Consider the following 17,009-nt stretch of genomic DNA (forward strand, 5'->3'; position numbering starts at 1 on the left):
TCTTTCTGTGTGAATAATATCCGCAATAGTTTGGTTTATGCCTTTAGTGGTTTCTTCTTTTCTTATACCAACTAGAAATTAGCTGACATACTACTGCTAATGCGAATCCTACAAAGAAATATGCCATATTGTTTGCTCCTTTGCATTTACTTTTGTTTTGCGATTCCCCAAACCTTATAAAACCTCGCTAAGTGCCATAAGGTAGCTTCTATTCTCTTAAAATAAGAGGGATGCATCCAATAGCTCTCAGAAGCTTGTTATGAGCTATGGCTTTATTATAAGCTAGACCCTAATAAAAAAATAGTGACATTCATGTCACCCTACTAGACACCTATAAGTCGGTATCAGCTTTTTCCTATCCATTGCCTGAACAAGTACATACTTGCTCCTTAATCTACTATACCATCCCCCAAGTACAAAATTTGAACTGCTATTTAGGCATAAAAATGCAACAAAAGGAAGCTGAGATAGACATCCCAGCTTCCATAACTTAATTCGATATTGTCTATACTAAACTAAGATTCATTAGTCTTAAATTAGGGCTTTATCACTAGTTAATTACTACTTATTTTCAATTCCCCAATTTTTGAACAATAGACTAAAGACAATCAGACTTAAACCAGCTAAGTTAATCGTCTGATGCAGGAAATCCATATTTCTAGATAAATTAAAGAATCCCATCCCTAAAAGGACAATAGCCAATAAGTACGCTCTTTTTTGTTTTAGCATAGTCTTCTCCTCGTTATTGACAAAATGTCGCATAACCAACTAAAGCTCCGCCCCAGTATCCGACAGGTCCTCCTGCAGAACCCACTAATGCAGAGCCAATAGTACCGGCATAGCAGGCAGCCCAATTTACTCCCCCTTCGACATGCGAAAGCGTTTCAATATCAAGAGTTTCAAACTTTTTAACGATTTGTGTTGTCATTATTTTTCTCCTTTTCTGCAAATAGTCAAACCTTATAAAACCTCGCTAAGCGCCATAAGGTAGCTTCTATTTCTCTTAAACTAAGAGGGATGCATTTTATGAGTCATTTCTCATTTTTTTGTTCACGTTTTGGAACAAAAGGCATAACAGTGATAAAGGCCATAACTGTTGTAAAAGCCACTAAGTAAACCTTGTTTTCTTGGATGAAGCTCACACCTCCAAAAAGATAAGCAAGTGCGAATACCAAAATAACTAAGCCAAGGTTGATAACGGTTGTTTTGATTGCTTTTGAATTTTTCATATCGTATGACCACCACCAGAAACAGTTGCAAGTGTTTCCACTGTCAAAGTTTGATAAGCCATATTGTCTGCTCCTTTGCATTTACTTTTTGGCGATTGTGACAACCTCATCAGCCTCGCTAAGCGCCATAAGGTAGCTTCTATTTCTCTTAAAATAAGAGGGATGCATCCAATAGCTCTCAGAAGCTTGTTATGAGCTATGCTTTTATTATAAGCTAGACCCAAATAAAAAAATAGTGACATTCATGTCACTATTTTTTGTCCTTAGACTGGGATCGCTCACATAAATAATAACACAAGCAGACCAGTGGAAACATGATGAAAAGTTGGCTTTTAAAGCCACCTTCCCAAAAGCCGAGTCTTTGAGTCAAGGCGAGATAGAGGCGCAAGCCAAGCAAAAGCACAAACAAAAGCAGGTAAAAGGCAAAAAACAACCGAACAGCGGTTAAGAAAGGTTTGTTTTTGAGAGAATCTTTAAGTGATGACTTCACAGGTAAGCTCCTTTGTATCGAAAATCTTAGTCTTATCTTACCCTTTTTGCGACCAAAGAACAAGCTGTCACCTAAAAAAAGCCCTTCAGACGAAGAGCAGGATTTTATGTAACAATTACCCAAAGCGCTTAAGCAAGGTTTGCCCCAAAGTTACTAGGGTAAAGATAGCAATGAAAATCATGGTAATCGTAGCACTGGCAGGTGTCTCACTGTAGTAGGAGATGACAATCCCTGACAGCATACCGACAAAGCCAATCAGCACGGACAAGACAATGGTCCAGCGAAAACTTCTCCCCAAGCGCATGGCGATACTGGCTGGTAATATCATAATGGTAGAGACCAAAAGAGCCCCTGCTGCAGGAATCATCAAGGCGATAGCGACACCTGTCACCACATTGAAAGCCAGAGACATGAGACGAACGGGAAGCCCATCGACAAAGGCGGTATCCTCATCAAAGGTTAAGATATACATGGGGCGTATGAAAAAAGCGACCAGGATGAGGATGACTGCTGCGATGGCCGCCAAGGCCCAGACCTGACTACTAGAGATGGTAATTACCGAACCAAAGAGGTATTGTTCTAGAGAAACTGTTGAGCCCCCATTAGAGTAGGAGGTTACTATCAGGGCCAAGGCCAAGCCAAAGGACATGAGAATGGCTGTCGATACCTCCATATAATGCTTGTATACGGTCCGCAAGTACTCCATCACGACGGCTGCTACGGTGACGACCAGGAGGGTCGCCCAAGACGTATTCCACCCCAGAAGCAAGCCAAAAGCGACACCTGCTAGGGACACGTGACTCAAGGTATCACTGAGAAGGCTTTGGCGGCGCAGAATTAAAAATATTCCTAGGATAGGCGCAAAAAGGCTCATGGCCACGATAGCCCAAACAGCCCTCAGCATAAAACTGTAATTAAATAAATCCAACATTAAAGACTCGCTCCTTTCTGGTCATCCTTGTCGTGGATGTTAAAACAGCGCCAAGGTAGCTCTTTATTTTGCACCAAGTGAATGTTGCGGTCAGCGTATTTGGCAACTTCTTCAGGGTCGTGGGTAATCATCAAAACCGCCTTGCCATGCCGATGCGCACTGTGCTCCATCAGTTCATAAAAAGTATCTTGCGTACTGGCATCCATTCCTGTGGTTGGCTCATCTAGGATGAAGATATCTGGGTCAGAGGCAAACATCCGTGCAATGACGACACGTTGTTTTTGCCCACCAGAAAGGCTCCCAATCCGTTTGTTGCGACTCTCCCACATCCCGACAGACTCTAAACTTGCTTTGATGTGGGCCTCATCATGCGAGGTCAAACGTCGAAACCAGCCTTTACGAGGGTACCGCCCTGATTTGACAAACTCATAGACGGTGCTGGGAAATCCAGCGTTAAAACTTGCAATCTGTTGGGGCAGATAGGCGAGACGAAGCTTTTTCCCGGAAATACTCGTCTTTGCAATGGTCACTGTACCTGTCTTTGGTTTTAAAATCCCCAAAGTTGCTTTGACAAGGGTGGACTTGGCTGCCCCATTTTCTCCCGTCAAGGTCACAAACTCCCCGCTATCGATATGGTAGGTGACCCCCTCTAGAACAGGGTCTTGGTCGTATTGAAAGGCAAGGTTTTCTACGGTAATGTATCTCATGCGTCTTTTAAGGTCCTTTCTAAATCTTTGAGAAATGCCACAATAACAGCCTGTTGGTCACTGTCAAAAGCCTCTGCCAGGGCTTGGTAGCGTGACTGGGTCATGCTGTGGTGGTCGGCGTGTTCCTGCGCGATGGGTTTGCCAGCTTGCGACAGTTGAAAATAGGTGACCCGAGCATCCTTTTTGTCACGAATAGTTTCAATCAGTTCTAATTTGAGCAACTGCTTGCAAGATTTGGTTACGGCTGCTTGACTGACAGCAAGTTCACGCGCCAAATCTGAGTTTGTCTGTGGTTTCTCCTGTAAGAGCATGAGAATATGCTCCTGGGTATTGTTGAGGGCCAACTCACTCTGGCATTCCCCCAAGAGCAGTTCGTGTTGATTTTCTGCCCGCATCAATATGGCATTGATGGTATGATCGATTTGTTCCGCAAACATGGCAACTCCTTAACCAGTTAAATTTCTAGTTGCCATTATACCGCAAATAAAAAAAGAATCAAGCTTTAGTTGACTCTTTTCGTCTTAAAGGGTGCGCACCTTGTAGACCTCTTTGCAGAAGCCCTTGACGCTATTGACCACACGGTCTGCTTTTTTTGAGGTAGAACACAGGGCAAAAACCGTTGGCCCACTCCCTGTCATCAGTGCAATATCTGCACCCGAAGCTAGCATGCGGTCTTTGATTTTTTGGATAAAAGGCTTTTTAGCAATGGTAATATCTTCGAGCGAATTCCCCATATGCGCTAAAATCTGGTCATAATCCTCTGCCAAAATGGCTTCTGACAGGGCTGAGATATCCACCCGACTGATGGTCGCAACGTCAATCTCCTTGAAAATATGCCGTGTCGAGATGCCAAAATGAGGTTTCACCAGAACCACCCAAGCCTTGACTTGTTTGGGCAAGAGTTCCACTTGCTCCCCCTTGCCTGTCACCAGAGCGCAACCTCCTTTGAGGCAATAGGGAACATCGCTACCGATGGCAAAACCAATCTCTGCCATGGCCTCTTTATCCATACCGAGATGCCAGAGTTGGTTGAGGGCTCGAATGGTCGCTGCAGCGTCACTAGACCCACCACCTAGTCCTGCACAGATAGGGATACGCTTGTCCAGCGTGATGGCTACACCTTGTCGGATAGCAAAGCGCTGTTTAATCAGTTGGGCAGCCTTATAAACATCATTTTTCTTATTTAGAGGCATACGGTTACTGTTAGAGGTAACCGTAATAACATCGTCTTCTAGAGGGCGAACAGTGACATAATCATTTAAATCCACACTGGTCATAATCATGGCCAGTTGGTGGTAGCCGTCGTCACATTTTCCGGCTATATCCAGCCCGAGATTAATCTTGGCTGGTGCTTTTTCGATAACTTCCATATCGCTTTCCTTTGATGATAATGGTCCTATTATACCAAAACTGCGATAGGGTTGACAAATCAGGAGCCAAACGCCGTCATACAAGGGCTAGAAAAGCCAACCTCAAAGCAAGCCCAATTCTTTAAATCCTTGGTAGAGGCCATCGTGTTCGACATCGGCTACGATTTTATCAGCCATAGCCTTAATCTCAGGGCCACCATTTCCCATAGCTACTCCTATCTGGCAGTAGTCTAGCATCGGAATATCCACCTTGGCATCCCCAAAAGCAATGGTTTGACTTTTATCCACACCTAAATGCTGGAGTAACACTTCGATAGCATGGGCTTTGGTAATGTCTTTGACACCAAGATCGCCAAAGAGGGCTTCCTCGCCACGACCTCCCCAGGTACCTGCCTTGAGGTCTGGAAAGGCTTGCTTGGCCTCTAAAAAGTCCTGATAACTCTTAAGGATAAAGCTAACCTTATTGAGGTCATCACGGTAGAGGTTGCCTCCAAAAACCATCCCATGCATGAGGTCCTCAACCTGCAGGTCATGGACTTGTTCTTGTGTCTTGCCTTTTCCTAGGGCATAGTGTTGCAAGACAGGTCGGCCAGCCTCTCTAAAATTCGGGCTTGCAAAAAGACCATTATTAGACTCCAAATAAAAGTCCAGACCACGTGCTTGTAACCAGTCCACAACCGCATGCGCCTGCTCTTGGGGGATGACCTGGTGCATGATGACTTGCCCCCTGTCTTCGACATAGGAACCATTTCCTCCAATCATGCCATCTAAGCCAATCGCCCAAATCTTTTCAGGCATTTCTGCACGGCTACGACCTGTGGAGACATAAACTTTATGCCCGTTTGCTCTGGCTGTTTGGATGGCACCAACAGCAGATTCGGGAATCCGATTGTGATAGTCCACCAAGGTCCCGTCAACATCTAAAAAAATAACTGCCATAAGAATGTCCTCCTCCTTTAACTCTCGGCCCCATTGTAGCATAGAAAAAACACCCTCGGCTAAGCCTATCCTTGGGTGTTCTGATACTATCTTAGGATTGCTACTGCTTGGTCGCCTCAAAATAAGGAAACAGCGCTTCAAAACCTTTATGGATTTGGGTGACTAGGTCAGGTAAGGTCTGTTCAGCTGTTAAGGCAATGTCAGTCTTTAATAAGACCTTACGGACACGCCCCTCTGCCAAGGCAGTTTGTAAGTGGCGCTGGTTGAGTTCATCAGCCGCCAAACGATAGGAAGGCCCACCGGCAACTTCTTGGACCTGAAAATAAAGGGGCTCACGCACAGGCAAGTCTAGCACCTTTGCTTGGTAGTTCAAGGTCTCGTCATCCTTATGCCGCTCAATAAAAGACAGCTCACAAGAAAGGCCAAATTTTTGGGCTTCGCCATACAAACGTAAGGCCATGAGCGGGCGATTGAGACTGTCTGCCTCTCCTAGAAAATAAACCCAAAAATGCGGACGAAGCCTTTGGGCTTGGTTAGCCCAGAGGCTGACTCTTTGTATCTGGACCTGGTCCCAGTCCTTGGCAACAGCCTCTGCTAGAGCTGTAAAGGCATCACGCGCTTCTTGTCCGAGTTGTCGGAGAGCTTGCATGGCTTGGGCTTTTTCGCCAGCTTTTTCCGGTTTGACATACTTTTTGCCATCTTGGGCCAGAAAGTCCGAGAGAGCTTGATAAGAATAAGGAGTTTTTGCCATCTTATTTCCGTTTTCGGGCAATCAAGCGAATTGGCGTCCCCTCAAAACCAAAGGCTTCTCGAATTTGATTTTCCAAAAAGCGTAGGTAAGAGAAGTGCATGAGTTCTTCTTCGTTGACGAAAACGACAAAGGTAGGTGGTTTAACAGCCACTTGAGTGGCATAAAAAATCTTCAGGCGTCTGCCTTTATCCGTCGGTGTCGGGTTGATGGCAATCGCATCCATGATAACGTCGTTAAGCACAGCAGATGGGATGCGCCGGTTTTGGCTCTCGCTGATGGTTTTAATCAACTCAGGCAAGCGATTGAGGCGCTGTTTGGTCACAGCTGAGACAAAGACGATGGGGGCATAGGTGAGAAATTGGAACTCATGGCGCAAATCTTCTTCCCACTGGCTCGTGGTGTGGTTGTCCTTTTTGATGGCATCCCATTTGTTGACCACCAAAAGAATCCCTTTACCGGCCTCATAGGCAAAACCTGCAATCCGCTTGTCGTATTCACGAATGCCTTCTTCGGCATTGATAACCATCAGGACAATATCAGACCGGTCAATGGCACGCATGGCACGCATCACCGAATATTTTTCCGTATTTTCGTACACCTTACCGGACTTACGCATACCTGCGGTATCAATCATGGTAAACTCTTGCCCATCAGCATCGGTAAAATGCGTATCAATCGCATCCCGCGTTGTTCCTGCAACCGGACTAGCGATGACGCGGTCTTCCCCTAAAATGGCATTGATAAGGCTGGATTTCCCGACATTTGGCCGACCAATCAGGCTGAATTTGATAACGTCAGAATTATCTTCTTCCGTCTCGATGGGGAGATTTTCCACAATAGCATCTAGCACATCACCAGTCCCAATCCCGTGAACAGATGAAACGGGATAAGGGTCTCCTAGACCTAGGGTATAGAAGTCGTAAATCTCATTGCGCAATTCAGGATTATCCACCTTGTTGACCGCCAAAATGACAGGCTTGTCGGCCCGATAGAGCATCTTGGCTACATACTCGTCAGCATCGGTCACCCCTTCTTTGGCAGATACGACAAAAACAATCACATCAGCCTCTTGCATGGCAATGTCCGCTTGGTGCTTGATTTGCTCCATAAAAGGGGCATCGACATCGTCGATACCGCCTGTATCGATGATAGAAAACTGACGATTGAGCCACTCCGCTTGCGCATAGATGCGGTCACGGGTAACACCTTCGACATCTTCAACGATAGAAATGCGTTCGCCGGCAATACGGTTAAAAAGCGTCGACTTTCCGACATTTGGACGGCCGACAATAGCAACAGTTGGTAAACTCATGGTTTCTTCTCATTTCTACGGTTTGCGCCCTCTAGATGCATAGGATGGGCTAAAAATCTGACACGTTCCAGCACGCGCTGGGCCTGCCAGGTTTCATCACCTTTTTTTCCTTGTGCAAAATGGCGCTCTAGTTCAGTTAAATTGTAATTGGATGTGAAAAATGTTGGGAGTTCTTCCAGCATACGGTGCTGTAAAATAACTTGCAAAACCTCGTCACGCATCCAGCTTGACGCTTGCTCTGCTCCGATATCGTCAATAATCAGCACTTGGACGGACTTGACACGGTCGATTTCTTCTTTGACTGAACCACTTGCAATCGCATTGCGCACATCAATCACAAAGCTGGGAAAATGCAAGAGTGTCGTCGCTACCTGAAGACGTTCAGAGAGTTCATGAGCCATAGCCGCCAGCATGTAGGATTTCCCAACCCCCATATCACCATAGAGGTAAAGCCCCTTGCTCCCAACCGCCTGGAAGTTATCCAGAAAGTCTACAATGGCCTCGTAAATCCGACCACGGCTGATATCATCCAAGGAAATATCTTCTAAATGCAAATCCTTGTAAGACCGAGGCATGCTGACAAGCTCAATGCGGTCGCTGACAGCGCGCTTGGCTTGAGCTTCTTTGAGCGCTGCGGTCTCTTTATAGGTGACGTCCACGAAGCCTTCATTCATGACCAGGACAGGCTCATAGCCTTTAGCCACATAATCGTCTTTACGTTGCAAATATTTATCACGTTCCAAGCGAAATTGGTTAAACTTGGGCAAGCCCTGTACAATCTGCGCCTGACTCAAGCCTTCTTGACTAATGAAGTTGGCGACATCTGGGTCAGCTAAAATTTGCGCTTCGATAGCTTGGGAATCCCCTCTCATCAGACGGCCACTTTTAGCCATCGCTTGTCCGATGCTCTCCATCTACTTTGTATCCTTTCCGAGTTTTTCCAGGCGCTCACGGCTGCGTTTGCGCAAGGCTTCTAGCTCAGCTAAATCTGCTTGGGTGGTTTGATTCTCATAACTAGGGTTAGACCACTCAGGGACATTGGTTTGTGCTGGAGCTTGTGACTTCTTCTGGTTGCTGCGTTTAGCTTCCTTAAAGTCTCGCATTTTTAGGATGGCATCTGCTGCCGTTGTCACTTTTTGGTAGGCAAAATCATTGGCCAGCTTGGTGATGTAGCGTTTGTTCAAGTTAGCCGAACGTGTTTTATTGAGCGTGTACAAGACCATAACATTGATAACTTCATCTAAGAAGCCTTGTTGCGCTAAATCTTCTAAAACGTCCCGCTCTTGCTTGGTCACTTGCGCATGCCTGGTTTTTTTAATTTTGGCCAAAAAGGTAGCTGCCGAATCCCGTTGAGCTTCTTGGACGACGACGGCTTCCTTAGCCGTTAGGCTCAATTGACCTGTCGTTTGTGGCTTTTTGAGGGTGGCCAGTATCCGTTGCGGGCGAATCACCTTGCGACTGGCAGTCTCCTTGGCAATGACATAAAGCTGGTGCCAGGTTAATTTTTCCTGCTCGGCTAAGCGGTAAAGGGTGATGGTATCCGCCTGTTCATCCTCAAAGCGCAAACCATCCTTGGCCATCTGCTCCTTGAAATAATCAAAGGCAAACGTCTCAACGGCTGTTTCCGCTTCGGGTGTTAAGACTTGACCTTGGTCACCAAAGACTTGGGCAAAACTCCTGGTCACGTCTTCTGCACTAGGGACTTGTTGCTTGAGATGCGCAACAGCGGGTTCCCCAATTTTTTGGGTCAGCAAACTTTCCAAAACCGCTTGCTTTAAAAAAGTTTGCGTCGCTAAAGCCGGACGCAACAAAAACCAATGGTCATCACCCTGCTGATAATGCTTGATGAGACCAATCCCCTCTAAAATGGCCAGATTCTTTTGTAAAGGCGCCATCCCGAACTGCATATGATTGAGAATCTCACTAAACCGATGAGCAACAGCCCCAGCATCGTAAAAGGCCAAAAAATACTGATAGAGCAAAACCGCTTCATTGCCCACTATCGGGAGATAACAAGACAGAAGGCTGGGTTGCGCCTGAGCGATTTTATTGGCAGCAAGGTAGTGAAAGTGGTCACTCGCTTTCATCTGTGGTCACCTGACTCTTGCGACTACGCACGGTTCGAGACAGTTGTTGCAAGAGGGCCTCAATCTCATCAACGTCTTTGAAACTCTTATAGACACTGGCAAAACGGACATAGGTAATCTCATCCAGGATTGCCAACTCATCCATCACCAAATTACCGATCACTTCACTCGGTGCTTCACTGTCATAATCAGAACGCAATTTTTGCTCAATCCGATTCACAATTTTCTCAATATCTCGGCTAGAAACCGGCCGTTTCTGCGCACTCAAGACAATGCCCTGCATAATCTTGTCTCGGGAAAACTGTTCTCTGGTGCCATCTTTTTTAATGACTAAAAATGGTAATTCTTCAATCCTTTCAAAGGTCGTAAAACGAAAATGACAGCTTTCACACTCTCTTCTGCGCCGAATGGTATTGCCATCTTCAGCCTGACGGCTGTCAACGACACTCGACTTACTGCTGCCACATTTTGGACACCGCATGCACTCCCCTCCTTTTGTTTGCTTTATAGTGCCATTTTATCATATTTCAAGGGTAAGGACAAAGCCCCCACCCCCTAGGACTTGCCTTTCTCTGGCTAAGAATAAGCCTAAAAAAGCAAGCCTCAGCCAATGCCAGCGGCCGCTTAAAGGTCATTGGCATCGCTGTCATCATCACGAACCATATAGCCCACTCCTCGAACCGTCGCGATATAGCTGCTCTGACCCTCGATATCAATTTTTTCACGTAAATACCGTACATAAACATCAACCACATTTGTTGCAGCCTTTTCATCCGCCTGCCAGACTTGCTCACGAAGCATTTCACGACTCATGGCTTTATTTCGATTGCATAATAGGGTATTAAATAAGGTGAACTCCCTATTGGTCAGCGGGATAACATCTGCACCTCGCTTAGCCACCCGCTTGGCAGGATCTAAATGGATATCACGAAAGACTTGTGGCACCAAAGCCAACTGCCGGTTTTGTTCGATGGACTGCCGGCGAAAAGCAGCCCTTAAGCGAGCTAAAAGTTCTGCCGTATCATAGGGTTTTGAGACATAATCATCCGCACCCACTTCTAAGGCGGATACCGCATCCACCGCACTGGTTCGTTCAGATATCATCAAGACATAAGGGCTATGTTTTTGATGCAAACGGCGCGTGACTTCCATGCCATTTAAGGTAGGCAACAACAAATCGATAATGACAGCATCAACAGCTTCTTCAACCGCAAGGTCCAAGCCCTTTCGGCCTTCTTGGTGGCTTAAGACGGTGTAACCCTCTTCTTCTAAGTCTTTGATGAGCTCCTCACGCAAATCAGCGTCTGGTTCTAAAACCAGTACTTTCTTTGACGCCATGTCGTCACTTCCCTTCCTCATCACTAAACAAGTCACTTAAGGCACCAAAAGGATTTTCAGCTGCCTTTTTGGCTTCTTTGCGGGCCTGATAATCCTCTTCACTGAGAATTTCCCATTCTTTGCCAGATACCATACCAGCCCCTGCGACTTCTTCATCTGTTAAAACTCTCAGCGGAATGGCCATCAGGATATTGTCTACCACCGACTCGGATAGGTCAATCCTATCCCCTTCGACAAGCAGAGCCAAGTCATCATCAACCAATTGGCGGTGCTGGTCTAGTTGCGAAGCTTGAACAAAAATCTCAGTGACCGGCTCATTAAACTCCAGAGCCACTGGCTGCAAGGACCGACTAGATGGTAGGGTAATCGTATAGGTCATCTGATAGGTCAACACATAGAGGCCATCTTCCTCACTCACATGGCCTTCTACCTGAACAGGCGTCAACTCTTCTACTTGTGGGTCTCGCTGTTTAATCTCATCAGCCAACTGCAGGGTTTCTGAGATAGACAGGCCCTCACCGCCCGCCTTTTGAATATCTTTCAAATAGAGCATAGCTTCTCCTTTATACATTATTAATTTCTTCTAATTTTAATTGTATCACGTCTCCATGGCTTTGTCACCTTAAAAGAAAAACAAAGAGAGCCAAGATGATGGGCTCTCTTTTTATACTACATATGTTCTAGACGGTCAATGCGATCTGCAATCGGCGGATGGGTAAAGAAAAGACTTTGCAGATTGGATTCTTTTTTGGGGGAATTGATATAAAGCGCAGCTGACGCATTGTCTACTTCTTGCTCCATATCGGGTGAATGGTCTAGCTTTTTGAGGGCTGATATCAATCCGTAAGGGTTGCGAGTCAGTTCAACAGAACTGGCATCGGCTTGGTATTCCCTTTGTCGGGAAATCGCCAATTGGACCAAACTAGCCGCCAAGGGCGCTAAAATCAAGGATAAGAGTGAGAAGACAAGGAGCAGAATTTCCAGACCGCTACTACTTTCACGGTCATCCCTTCGATTCCCGCCTCCAAACCACATCATCCGACTCCCAACTGAGGACAAGAGGGTGATGGCAGACGCCAGAGCCACTGCAATGGTCGAAATGCGAATATCATAATTGCGAATGTGACTAATTTCATGGCCAATAACCCCTTCAAGCTCTTCGCGATTCATCACGTCTAGCAGTCCTGTCGTCACAGCAACAGCCGCATTGTCAGGACTAGAACCCGTCGCAAAAGCATTTAAAGAATTATCCTCAAGAATGAAAACACGTGGCATAGGAATTTTAGCAACCAAGGCCATATCCTCAACGGTATGATAGAGCTGTGGCGCCTCTTCTTCCGTTACTTCACGCGCATGATTCATCTGCATAACGACTGCCGTTGACTGAAAAATCATGCTTATCGCATAAATGAAGCCGATAATCAGGGCAATCACAATGCCTCCCAGGGCATTTCCCAGCCATAGATAACCTACTGCTGCGCCTATGGCCGCCAACAAAAGGAAGAAGACCAACAAGAGGTAAACCGTACGGCGCTTATTACGCGCAATTTGTTGGTAAAGCATAGGACTTAGTCTCCTAAGCCATTATCCCCAAAATTAACCTTGGGTACTTCTTTTTCTTCAGCTGGTGTTTCCAAAAATTCAACTGGCGCAAAGTTGAACATCCCTGCAATGATGTTGCTTGGGAAAGTTTGTAAGCGCATGTTGTAGTTGGCTGTTGTTGAATTGTAGAGTTGACGCGCATAGGAAATTTTATTTTCCGTATTGGCCAATTCTTCTTGCAACTGGCTATAGTTATTATTGGCCTTTAGGTCAGGGTAATTTTCAGCTACTGCAAAGATACCAGCCACTTGACGACTCAAGGCATCACTGGCTTCCATGGCCGCTTGAGGCGTTTTCGCATCAGCCACTTGCGCCCGCAATTGGGTAACTTTTTCCAAAGTTCCTTGTTCATATTTTCCGTAACCCTTTACCGTCTCAATCAGGTTAGGAATCAAATCATTACGGCGTTTCAGCTGAACGTCTATCTGGCTCCAACTCTCTGTTGTGTGCATCCGTGCTTGTACCAAGCCGTTATAAGTCATCACAACCCAAGCAACAATAACCAGAATGACAGCGATAATAATAAGAAAAATCATAGGTTGTCTTCCTTTCTTTTTTCTCATTATACCAAAAATAGTCAAGAAAAACCGCTCACACTAACACAAGCGTCTAGACTGGTCTAAATTGTGATAAAATGTAAGAGACTAGAAAAAGGAGACTGACATGACCCCAGAAGAATTTTATGCCAATCTTGAGCGTTTAGGCTTTCGTTTGACAGACCAACAAAAAGCGCAATTTGCCAGCTATTTTGAAACCCTGGTTGACTGGAATACACGCATGAATCTGACAGCCATCACCGACCAAGAAGGTGTCTATCTCAAGCATTTTTACGATTCACTGGCACCTATCTTACTCGGCTACCTCGATGAACGCCCCATCAAACTTCTTGATATCGGTGCCGGAGCAGGATTTCCCAGCCTCCCGATGAAAATCCTCTTTCCTCAGTTAGAGGTGACTATCATCGACTCTCTCAACAAGCGCATCACCTTTTTACAAGCGCTGGCAGACAAGCTCGCCTTGGACGGCGTTCATTTTTACCATGGCCGAGCTGAAGATTTTGGACAAGATGCCGAGTTCCGTGGGCAATTTGACCTGGTGACTGCACGCGCAGTGGCTGCTCTACCAGTTCTTTTAGAACTCACCATCCCTTTTCTCAAGATTGGTGGTCGTCTAATCGCCCTCAAGGCCTCAAGCGCAGGAAGTGAACTCAAAGAAGCTGACGGTGCCCTCTTAACTCTCTTTTGTCAAGTGACTAAAAGCAAGGACTATCAGTTACCTAACGGCGACCCTAGAAATTTAACCATTGTTACCAAGAAAAAAGAAACCCCTAAACGTTACCCACGAAAAGCCGGAACTCCCAATAAAAATCCGCTCTAGGAGGCTATTGCTGTGCCTGAATTTTACAACCGTCTCCCCATTACGCAACGCATTGTCGTCAGTTTTTTGGCGGTCATCGCTTTGGGGAGTTTTGTCTTATCACTCCCTTGGGTTTTCCAAAAAGGGGTGGCCTATCCCGGCTATTTTGACATTTTGTTTAACACCGTGTCTATCGTCTGTGTAACGGGTCTCAATACTTTCTCCGTCGGCTTGACCTACAATGTCTGGGGGCAAGCCATTGTCATGGCGCTCATTCAAATCGGAGGCTTAGGGCTGGTTACCCTCGTTTCCCTGTCCTACTACGCCATAAACCGGCGCATGTCGCTCTCTGAACAAACCCTCCTCAAAAGCAGCCTGGCTTACGAGACCTCAAAAGACCTCAAGCAGTACCTCTTTGGGGTCTATAAGGTAACCTTCGTCCTCGAAGCAGTCATGACCGCCTACTTCCTCATCGATTTCGTGCCACGATTTGGCTGGAAGCGCGGCCTCTTTAACAGCCTCTTTCTCGCTGTATCCTCTTTTTGTAATGCCGGCTTTGACAATCTCCCGACCAGTCATAGCCTCATGGCACTAAAAACCAATCCCATTATCACTTCTGGCGTCATGTTTCTAATCTTTTCAGGGGCTATTGGTTTTCCAGTTTGGACGGACCTAGCCATTAAAGGGAAGATTTTTCTCAAACAACGTCCCCGACGTCTGTTATGGTTTTATCAAAGCTTACGGCCAAGTACGCTCTTGACCCTCAAAACAACGATTATCCTTCTGGTTTTGGGGACGCTCTCTTTCTGGGCAGTTGAAGCTCACAACCCAGCTACCATTGGCCGCTTAAACTTTTGGCAACAAGGTTGGGTGTCCCTCTTTCAAGCGGTAACCATGCGGAGTGCTGGATTCACCACTATTGATTTTAACCAGACGCATCTCTCGACCAACTTTCTCTTTATGCTTCAAATGATGATGGGTGGGGGACCTGGTGGTACCGCAGGTGGCGTTAAATTAGCCATCGTTGCCATTGTCGCTTTGCTCTTTATTTCTGAAATCCGTGGGCAAAAGCGGGTCACCTTCCAGCAACGCATTATTTCCAGTGAAACCATCCGCCAAACCTTGACCATCTTAATTTTCTTTACCATTTTACTCTTTGCAGGTTTCTTTTTACTCTTGATAACTGAAAACGGCAAAGACCCCTTCCAGCTAGCTTTTGAAGCAACTTCGGCGCTGTCAACGGTTGGGGTTACTATGGATACAACCAGCCAATTGACCCGTGCTGGGCAATGGGTAATCATGGCTCTGATTTTTATCGGACGAGTAGGCCCCTTGACTGTTCTGATGGGCTTGCTCCAAACCCACAAGCGTGACAGCCACTACCCACAAACAGATATCATTCTCGGATAGAAAGGACTTCATATGTCTCAAAAAATTATCGGTATTCTAGGCTTAGGGGTCTTTGGTCGAAGCCTGGCTAAAGAGCTCAGCCGCTTTCATCACGACGTCATTGCCATTGACTCAAATCCCGAGCATGTCCAAGCCATTGCTGACGAAGTTGCTACCGTAGCCATCGGTGATTTTACCGACTACGATTTTCTAGAAGATATGGGTATCCAAAACTGTGACCGTGTCGTTGTCGCCTCAGGAAATAGCTTGGAAGCTTCCGTCCTTGCCGTCATGCATTGCAAGAAGTTTGGGATTACTGATATCATTGCTAAAGCCAGAAGTAAAACCTATGAAGAAGTCCTCTATGCCATAGGAGCTGATTATGTCATCTCCCCTGAGAGGGAAATGGGACGACGCCTCGCTTCGACCTTGATGCGAAGCACAATTACAGATATTTTCCAATTGGAAGGCGACGTTTCGATTGTCGAATTTACAACACCCAAACGTTGGAAAGGCCGAAGCCTTAAGGCCCTGGATATTCGTAAAAAATACGACCTCAACCTCATTGGCATCCGTGAGCACAAAAATTCCCCGCTAAGCACGGACATCGATCCCAATATGCAGCTCCAAGAGGATTCCGTTTTAGTAGGAATTACAAACACCCATACCTTTGAGCGCTATGATTACTTAGGTTACTTTAAATAAATCAAAAAGACCAGAACAGTGTTCTGGTCTTTTATAAGCGGTTTTTCATAACCTCATAACTTTCCTGCAATTTCTCAAAAATCACCGACAGATAGCCTTGTGAGGAAAACTGTCTAGCGATGGGACACGACTTTACTTAAGGTATCACCAACAAATTGAATAAGGAAGATGAGGAGAACGATGAGAATAGTCGCTACCCAAGTCATATCGGTTTGGAAGTAGTTAAAGCCTTTGATGGCCATCGTCCCCAAACCGCCAGAACCGATCGCGCCTGCCATCGCTGTCTCACCAACAAGAGAAATCAAAGTCACCGTAGAGACACGAATCAACTCAGGCGTACATTCAGATAAGTAGATGCCGACAATATCCCAGAAGGTTGCACCAGAGGCCTGGGCAGCCTCGATGACTCCATTATCCATCTCACTGAGCACCACCTGCACTTGACGTGCAAAAAATGGAAATGTCGCTGCTGATAAAGGTACTAAGGCAGCCGTAGCTCCCAAGTTTGTCCCTACCAGTAGCAAGGTCAATGGACTCAAAATGGCCAATAAAATAATGAAAGGAATCGCTCGGAAAACAGAGACAATCTTATCCAAGGCTTGGAAAAATGGGTTGTTTGGGATAACCCCACCTCGCTTGGTTAAAACTAAAAACAGGCCCGCAATCAATCCCAAGGCGCCCCCTATCAAAAAGGCAACAAAGGTCATGTAGAGTGTTTGCCCAATGGCTTCTAGCCAAGAACCGTCACCCGTAAATCCCTGTGCATAGACATTTGGTAAATAGGTTTTAATCCATTCCAACAT

At 46.0% G+C, this 17,009-nt stretch carries 21 protein-coding genes; 3 read left to right on the forward strand and 18 right to left on the reverse strand.

The features are described 5' to 3' along the window. Positions 1-561: 561 nt before the first annotated feature. The 17 genes from STRDD12_RS08380 to STRDD12_RS07800 all read right to left on the reverse strand — a co-directional run bounded on the left by STRDD12_RS08380 (position 562) and on the right by STRDD12_RS07800 (position 13,292). Positions 562-729: a hypothetical protein gene (locus STRDD12_RS08380; protein ID WP_197456671.1), complete on the reverse strand. Its 168-nt coding sequence runs from the start codon at positions 727-729 to the stop codon at positions 562-564. Positions 730-742: 13 nt separating this feature from the next. After that, positions 743-928, reverse strand: coding sequence for a bacteriocin class II family protein (locus STRDD12_RS07715; protein WP_066916870.1), 186 nt, complete (start codon positions 926-928; stop codon positions 743-745). Positions 929-1,031: 103 nt separating this feature from the next. After that, positions 1,032-1,229: a hypothetical protein gene (locus STRDD12_RS07720; protein WP_066916872.1), complete on the reverse strand. Its 198-nt coding sequence runs from the start codon at positions 1,227-1,229 to the stop codon at positions 1,032-1,034. 605 nt (positions 1,230-1,834) lie between these two features. Further along, a complete protein-coding gene (locus STRDD12_RS07735; RefSeq protein ID WP_066916878.1) occupies positions 1,835-2,650 on the reverse strand; it encodes a metal ABC transporter permease in 816 nt (271 codons plus the stop codon). Next, a complete protein-coding gene (locus tag STRDD12_RS07740; protein WP_066916880.1) occupies positions 2,650-3,357 on the reverse strand; it encodes a metal ABC transporter ATP-binding protein in 708 nt (235 codons plus the stop codon). Before STRDD12_RS07740 ends, STRDD12_RS07735 begins: the two co-directional genes overlap by 1 nt. Continuing rightward, positions 3,354-3,794 carry a zinc-dependent MarR family transcriptional regulator gene (locus tag STRDD12_RS07745; protein ID WP_066916882.1) on the reverse strand — a complete coding sequence of 147 codons (441 nt, stop codon included), beginning with the start codon at positions 3,792-3,794 and terminating at the stop codon, positions 3,354-3,356. Before STRDD12_RS07745 ends, STRDD12_RS07740 begins: the two co-directional genes overlap by 4 nt. 84 nt (positions 3,795-3,878) lie before the next feature. After that, complete coding sequence (gene ispE / locus STRDD12_RS07750) at positions 3,879-4,727, reverse strand: 4-(cytidine 5'-diphospho)-2-C-methyl-D-erythritol kinase (RefSeq protein ID WP_066916884.1); 849 nt, start codon at positions 4,725-4,727, stop codon at positions 3,879-3,881. A 102-nt stretch (positions 4,728-4,829) separates the two neighbouring features. Next, a complete protein-coding gene (locus STRDD12_RS07755; protein WP_066916886.1) occupies positions 4,830-5,666 on the reverse strand; it encodes a Cof-type HAD-IIB family hydrolase in 837 nt (278 codons plus the stop codon). Between the two features lie 100 nt (positions 5,667-5,766). Beyond that, positions 5,767-6,417 carry a hypothetical protein gene (locus STRDD12_RS07760; protein WP_066916888.1) on the reverse strand — a complete coding sequence of 217 codons (651 nt, stop codon included), beginning with the start codon at positions 6,415-6,417 and terminating at the stop codon, positions 5,767-5,769. A 1-nt stretch (position 6,418) separates the two neighbouring features. Beyond that, a complete protein-coding gene (der, locus tag STRDD12_RS07765; protein ID WP_066916890.1) occupies positions 6,419-7,729 on the reverse strand; it encodes a ribosome biogenesis GTPase Der in 1,311 nt (436 codons plus the stop codon). Further along, on the reverse strand, positions 7,726-8,643 hold the full coding sequence (gene dnaI, locus STRDD12_RS07770; RefSeq protein WP_066916892.1) for a primosomal protein DnaI: 918 nt from the start codon (positions 8,641-8,643) through the stop codon (positions 7,726-7,728). The genes der and dnaI overlap by 4 nt, the downstream gene beginning before the upstream one ends. Further along, positions 8,644-9,816 (reverse strand): DnaD domain protein, encoded by a 1,173-nt coding sequence (locus STRDD12_RS07775; protein ID WP_066916894.1) that lies wholly within the window; start codon positions 9,814-9,816, stop codon positions 8,644-8,646. Next, a complete protein-coding gene (nrdR, locus tag STRDD12_RS07780) occupies positions 9,803-10,297 on the reverse strand; it encodes a transcriptional regulator NrdR (protein ID WP_066916896.1) in 495 nt (164 codons plus the stop codon). Before nrdR ends, STRDD12_RS07775 begins: the two co-directional genes overlap by 14 nt. Before the next feature lie 143 nt (positions 10,298-10,440). Continuing rightward, complete coding sequence (locus STRDD12_RS07785; protein ID WP_066916898.1) at positions 10,441-11,154, reverse strand: response regulator transcription factor; 714 nt, start codon at positions 11,152-11,154, stop codon at positions 10,441-10,443. A gap of 4 nt (positions 11,155-11,158) precedes the next feature. After that, complete coding sequence (locus STRDD12_RS07790; RefSeq protein ID WP_066916906.1) at positions 11,159-11,707, reverse strand: YceD family protein; 549 nt, start codon at positions 11,705-11,707, stop codon at positions 11,159-11,161. 116 nt (positions 11,708-11,823) lie between these two features. Next, on the reverse strand, positions 11,824-12,717 hold the full coding sequence (htpX, locus tag STRDD12_RS07795; RefSeq protein WP_066916908.1) for a zinc metalloprotease HtpX: 894 nt from the start codon (positions 12,715-12,717) through the stop codon (positions 11,824-11,826). A 5-nt stretch (positions 12,718-12,722) separates the two neighbouring features. Beyond that, on the reverse strand, positions 12,723-13,292 hold the full coding sequence (locus tag STRDD12_RS07800) for a LemA family protein (protein WP_066916910.1): 570 nt from the start codon (positions 13,290-13,292) through the stop codon (positions 12,723-12,725). 127 nt (positions 13,293-13,419) lie between these two features. Between STRDD12_RS07800 and rsmG the strand changes: the two genes are divergently transcribed. From rsmG to STRDD12_RS07815, 3 genes are read left to right on the forward strand one after another with little or no spacing between them, the layout of a single operon-like run. Beyond that, complete coding sequence (gene rsmG / locus STRDD12_RS07805) at positions 13,420-14,133, forward strand: 16S rRNA (guanine(527)-N(7))-methyltransferase RsmG (RefSeq protein ID WP_066916912.1); 714 nt, start codon at positions 13,420-13,422, stop codon at positions 14,131-14,133. Positions 14,134-14,145: 12 nt separating this feature from the next. Next, entirely contained in the window at positions 14,146-15,522 is a 1,377-nt protein-coding gene (locus STRDD12_RS07810; RefSeq protein WP_066916914.1) for a TrkH family potassium uptake protein, read from the forward strand. A gap of 12 nt (positions 15,523-15,534) precedes the next feature. Beyond that, entirely contained in the window at positions 15,535-16,206 is a 672-nt protein-coding gene (locus tag STRDD12_RS07815; protein WP_066916917.1) for a potassium channel family protein, read from the forward strand. Between the two features lie 113 nt (positions 16,207-16,319). On the opposite strand, the gene STRDD12_RS07820 is transcribed toward STRDD12_RS07815, so the two are convergent. After that, positions 16,320-17,006, reverse strand: coding sequence for a methionine ABC transporter permease (locus STRDD12_RS07820; protein WP_082753098.1), 687 nt, complete (start codon positions 17,004-17,006; stop codon positions 16,320-16,322). Positions 17,007-17,009: the final 3 nt, after the last annotated feature.

The sequence above is a fragment of the Streptococcus sp. DD12 genome (assembly GCF_001578885.1).
Taxonomy (GTDB): domain Bacteria; phylum Bacillota; class Bacilli; order Lactobacillales; family Streptococcaceae; genus Streptococcus.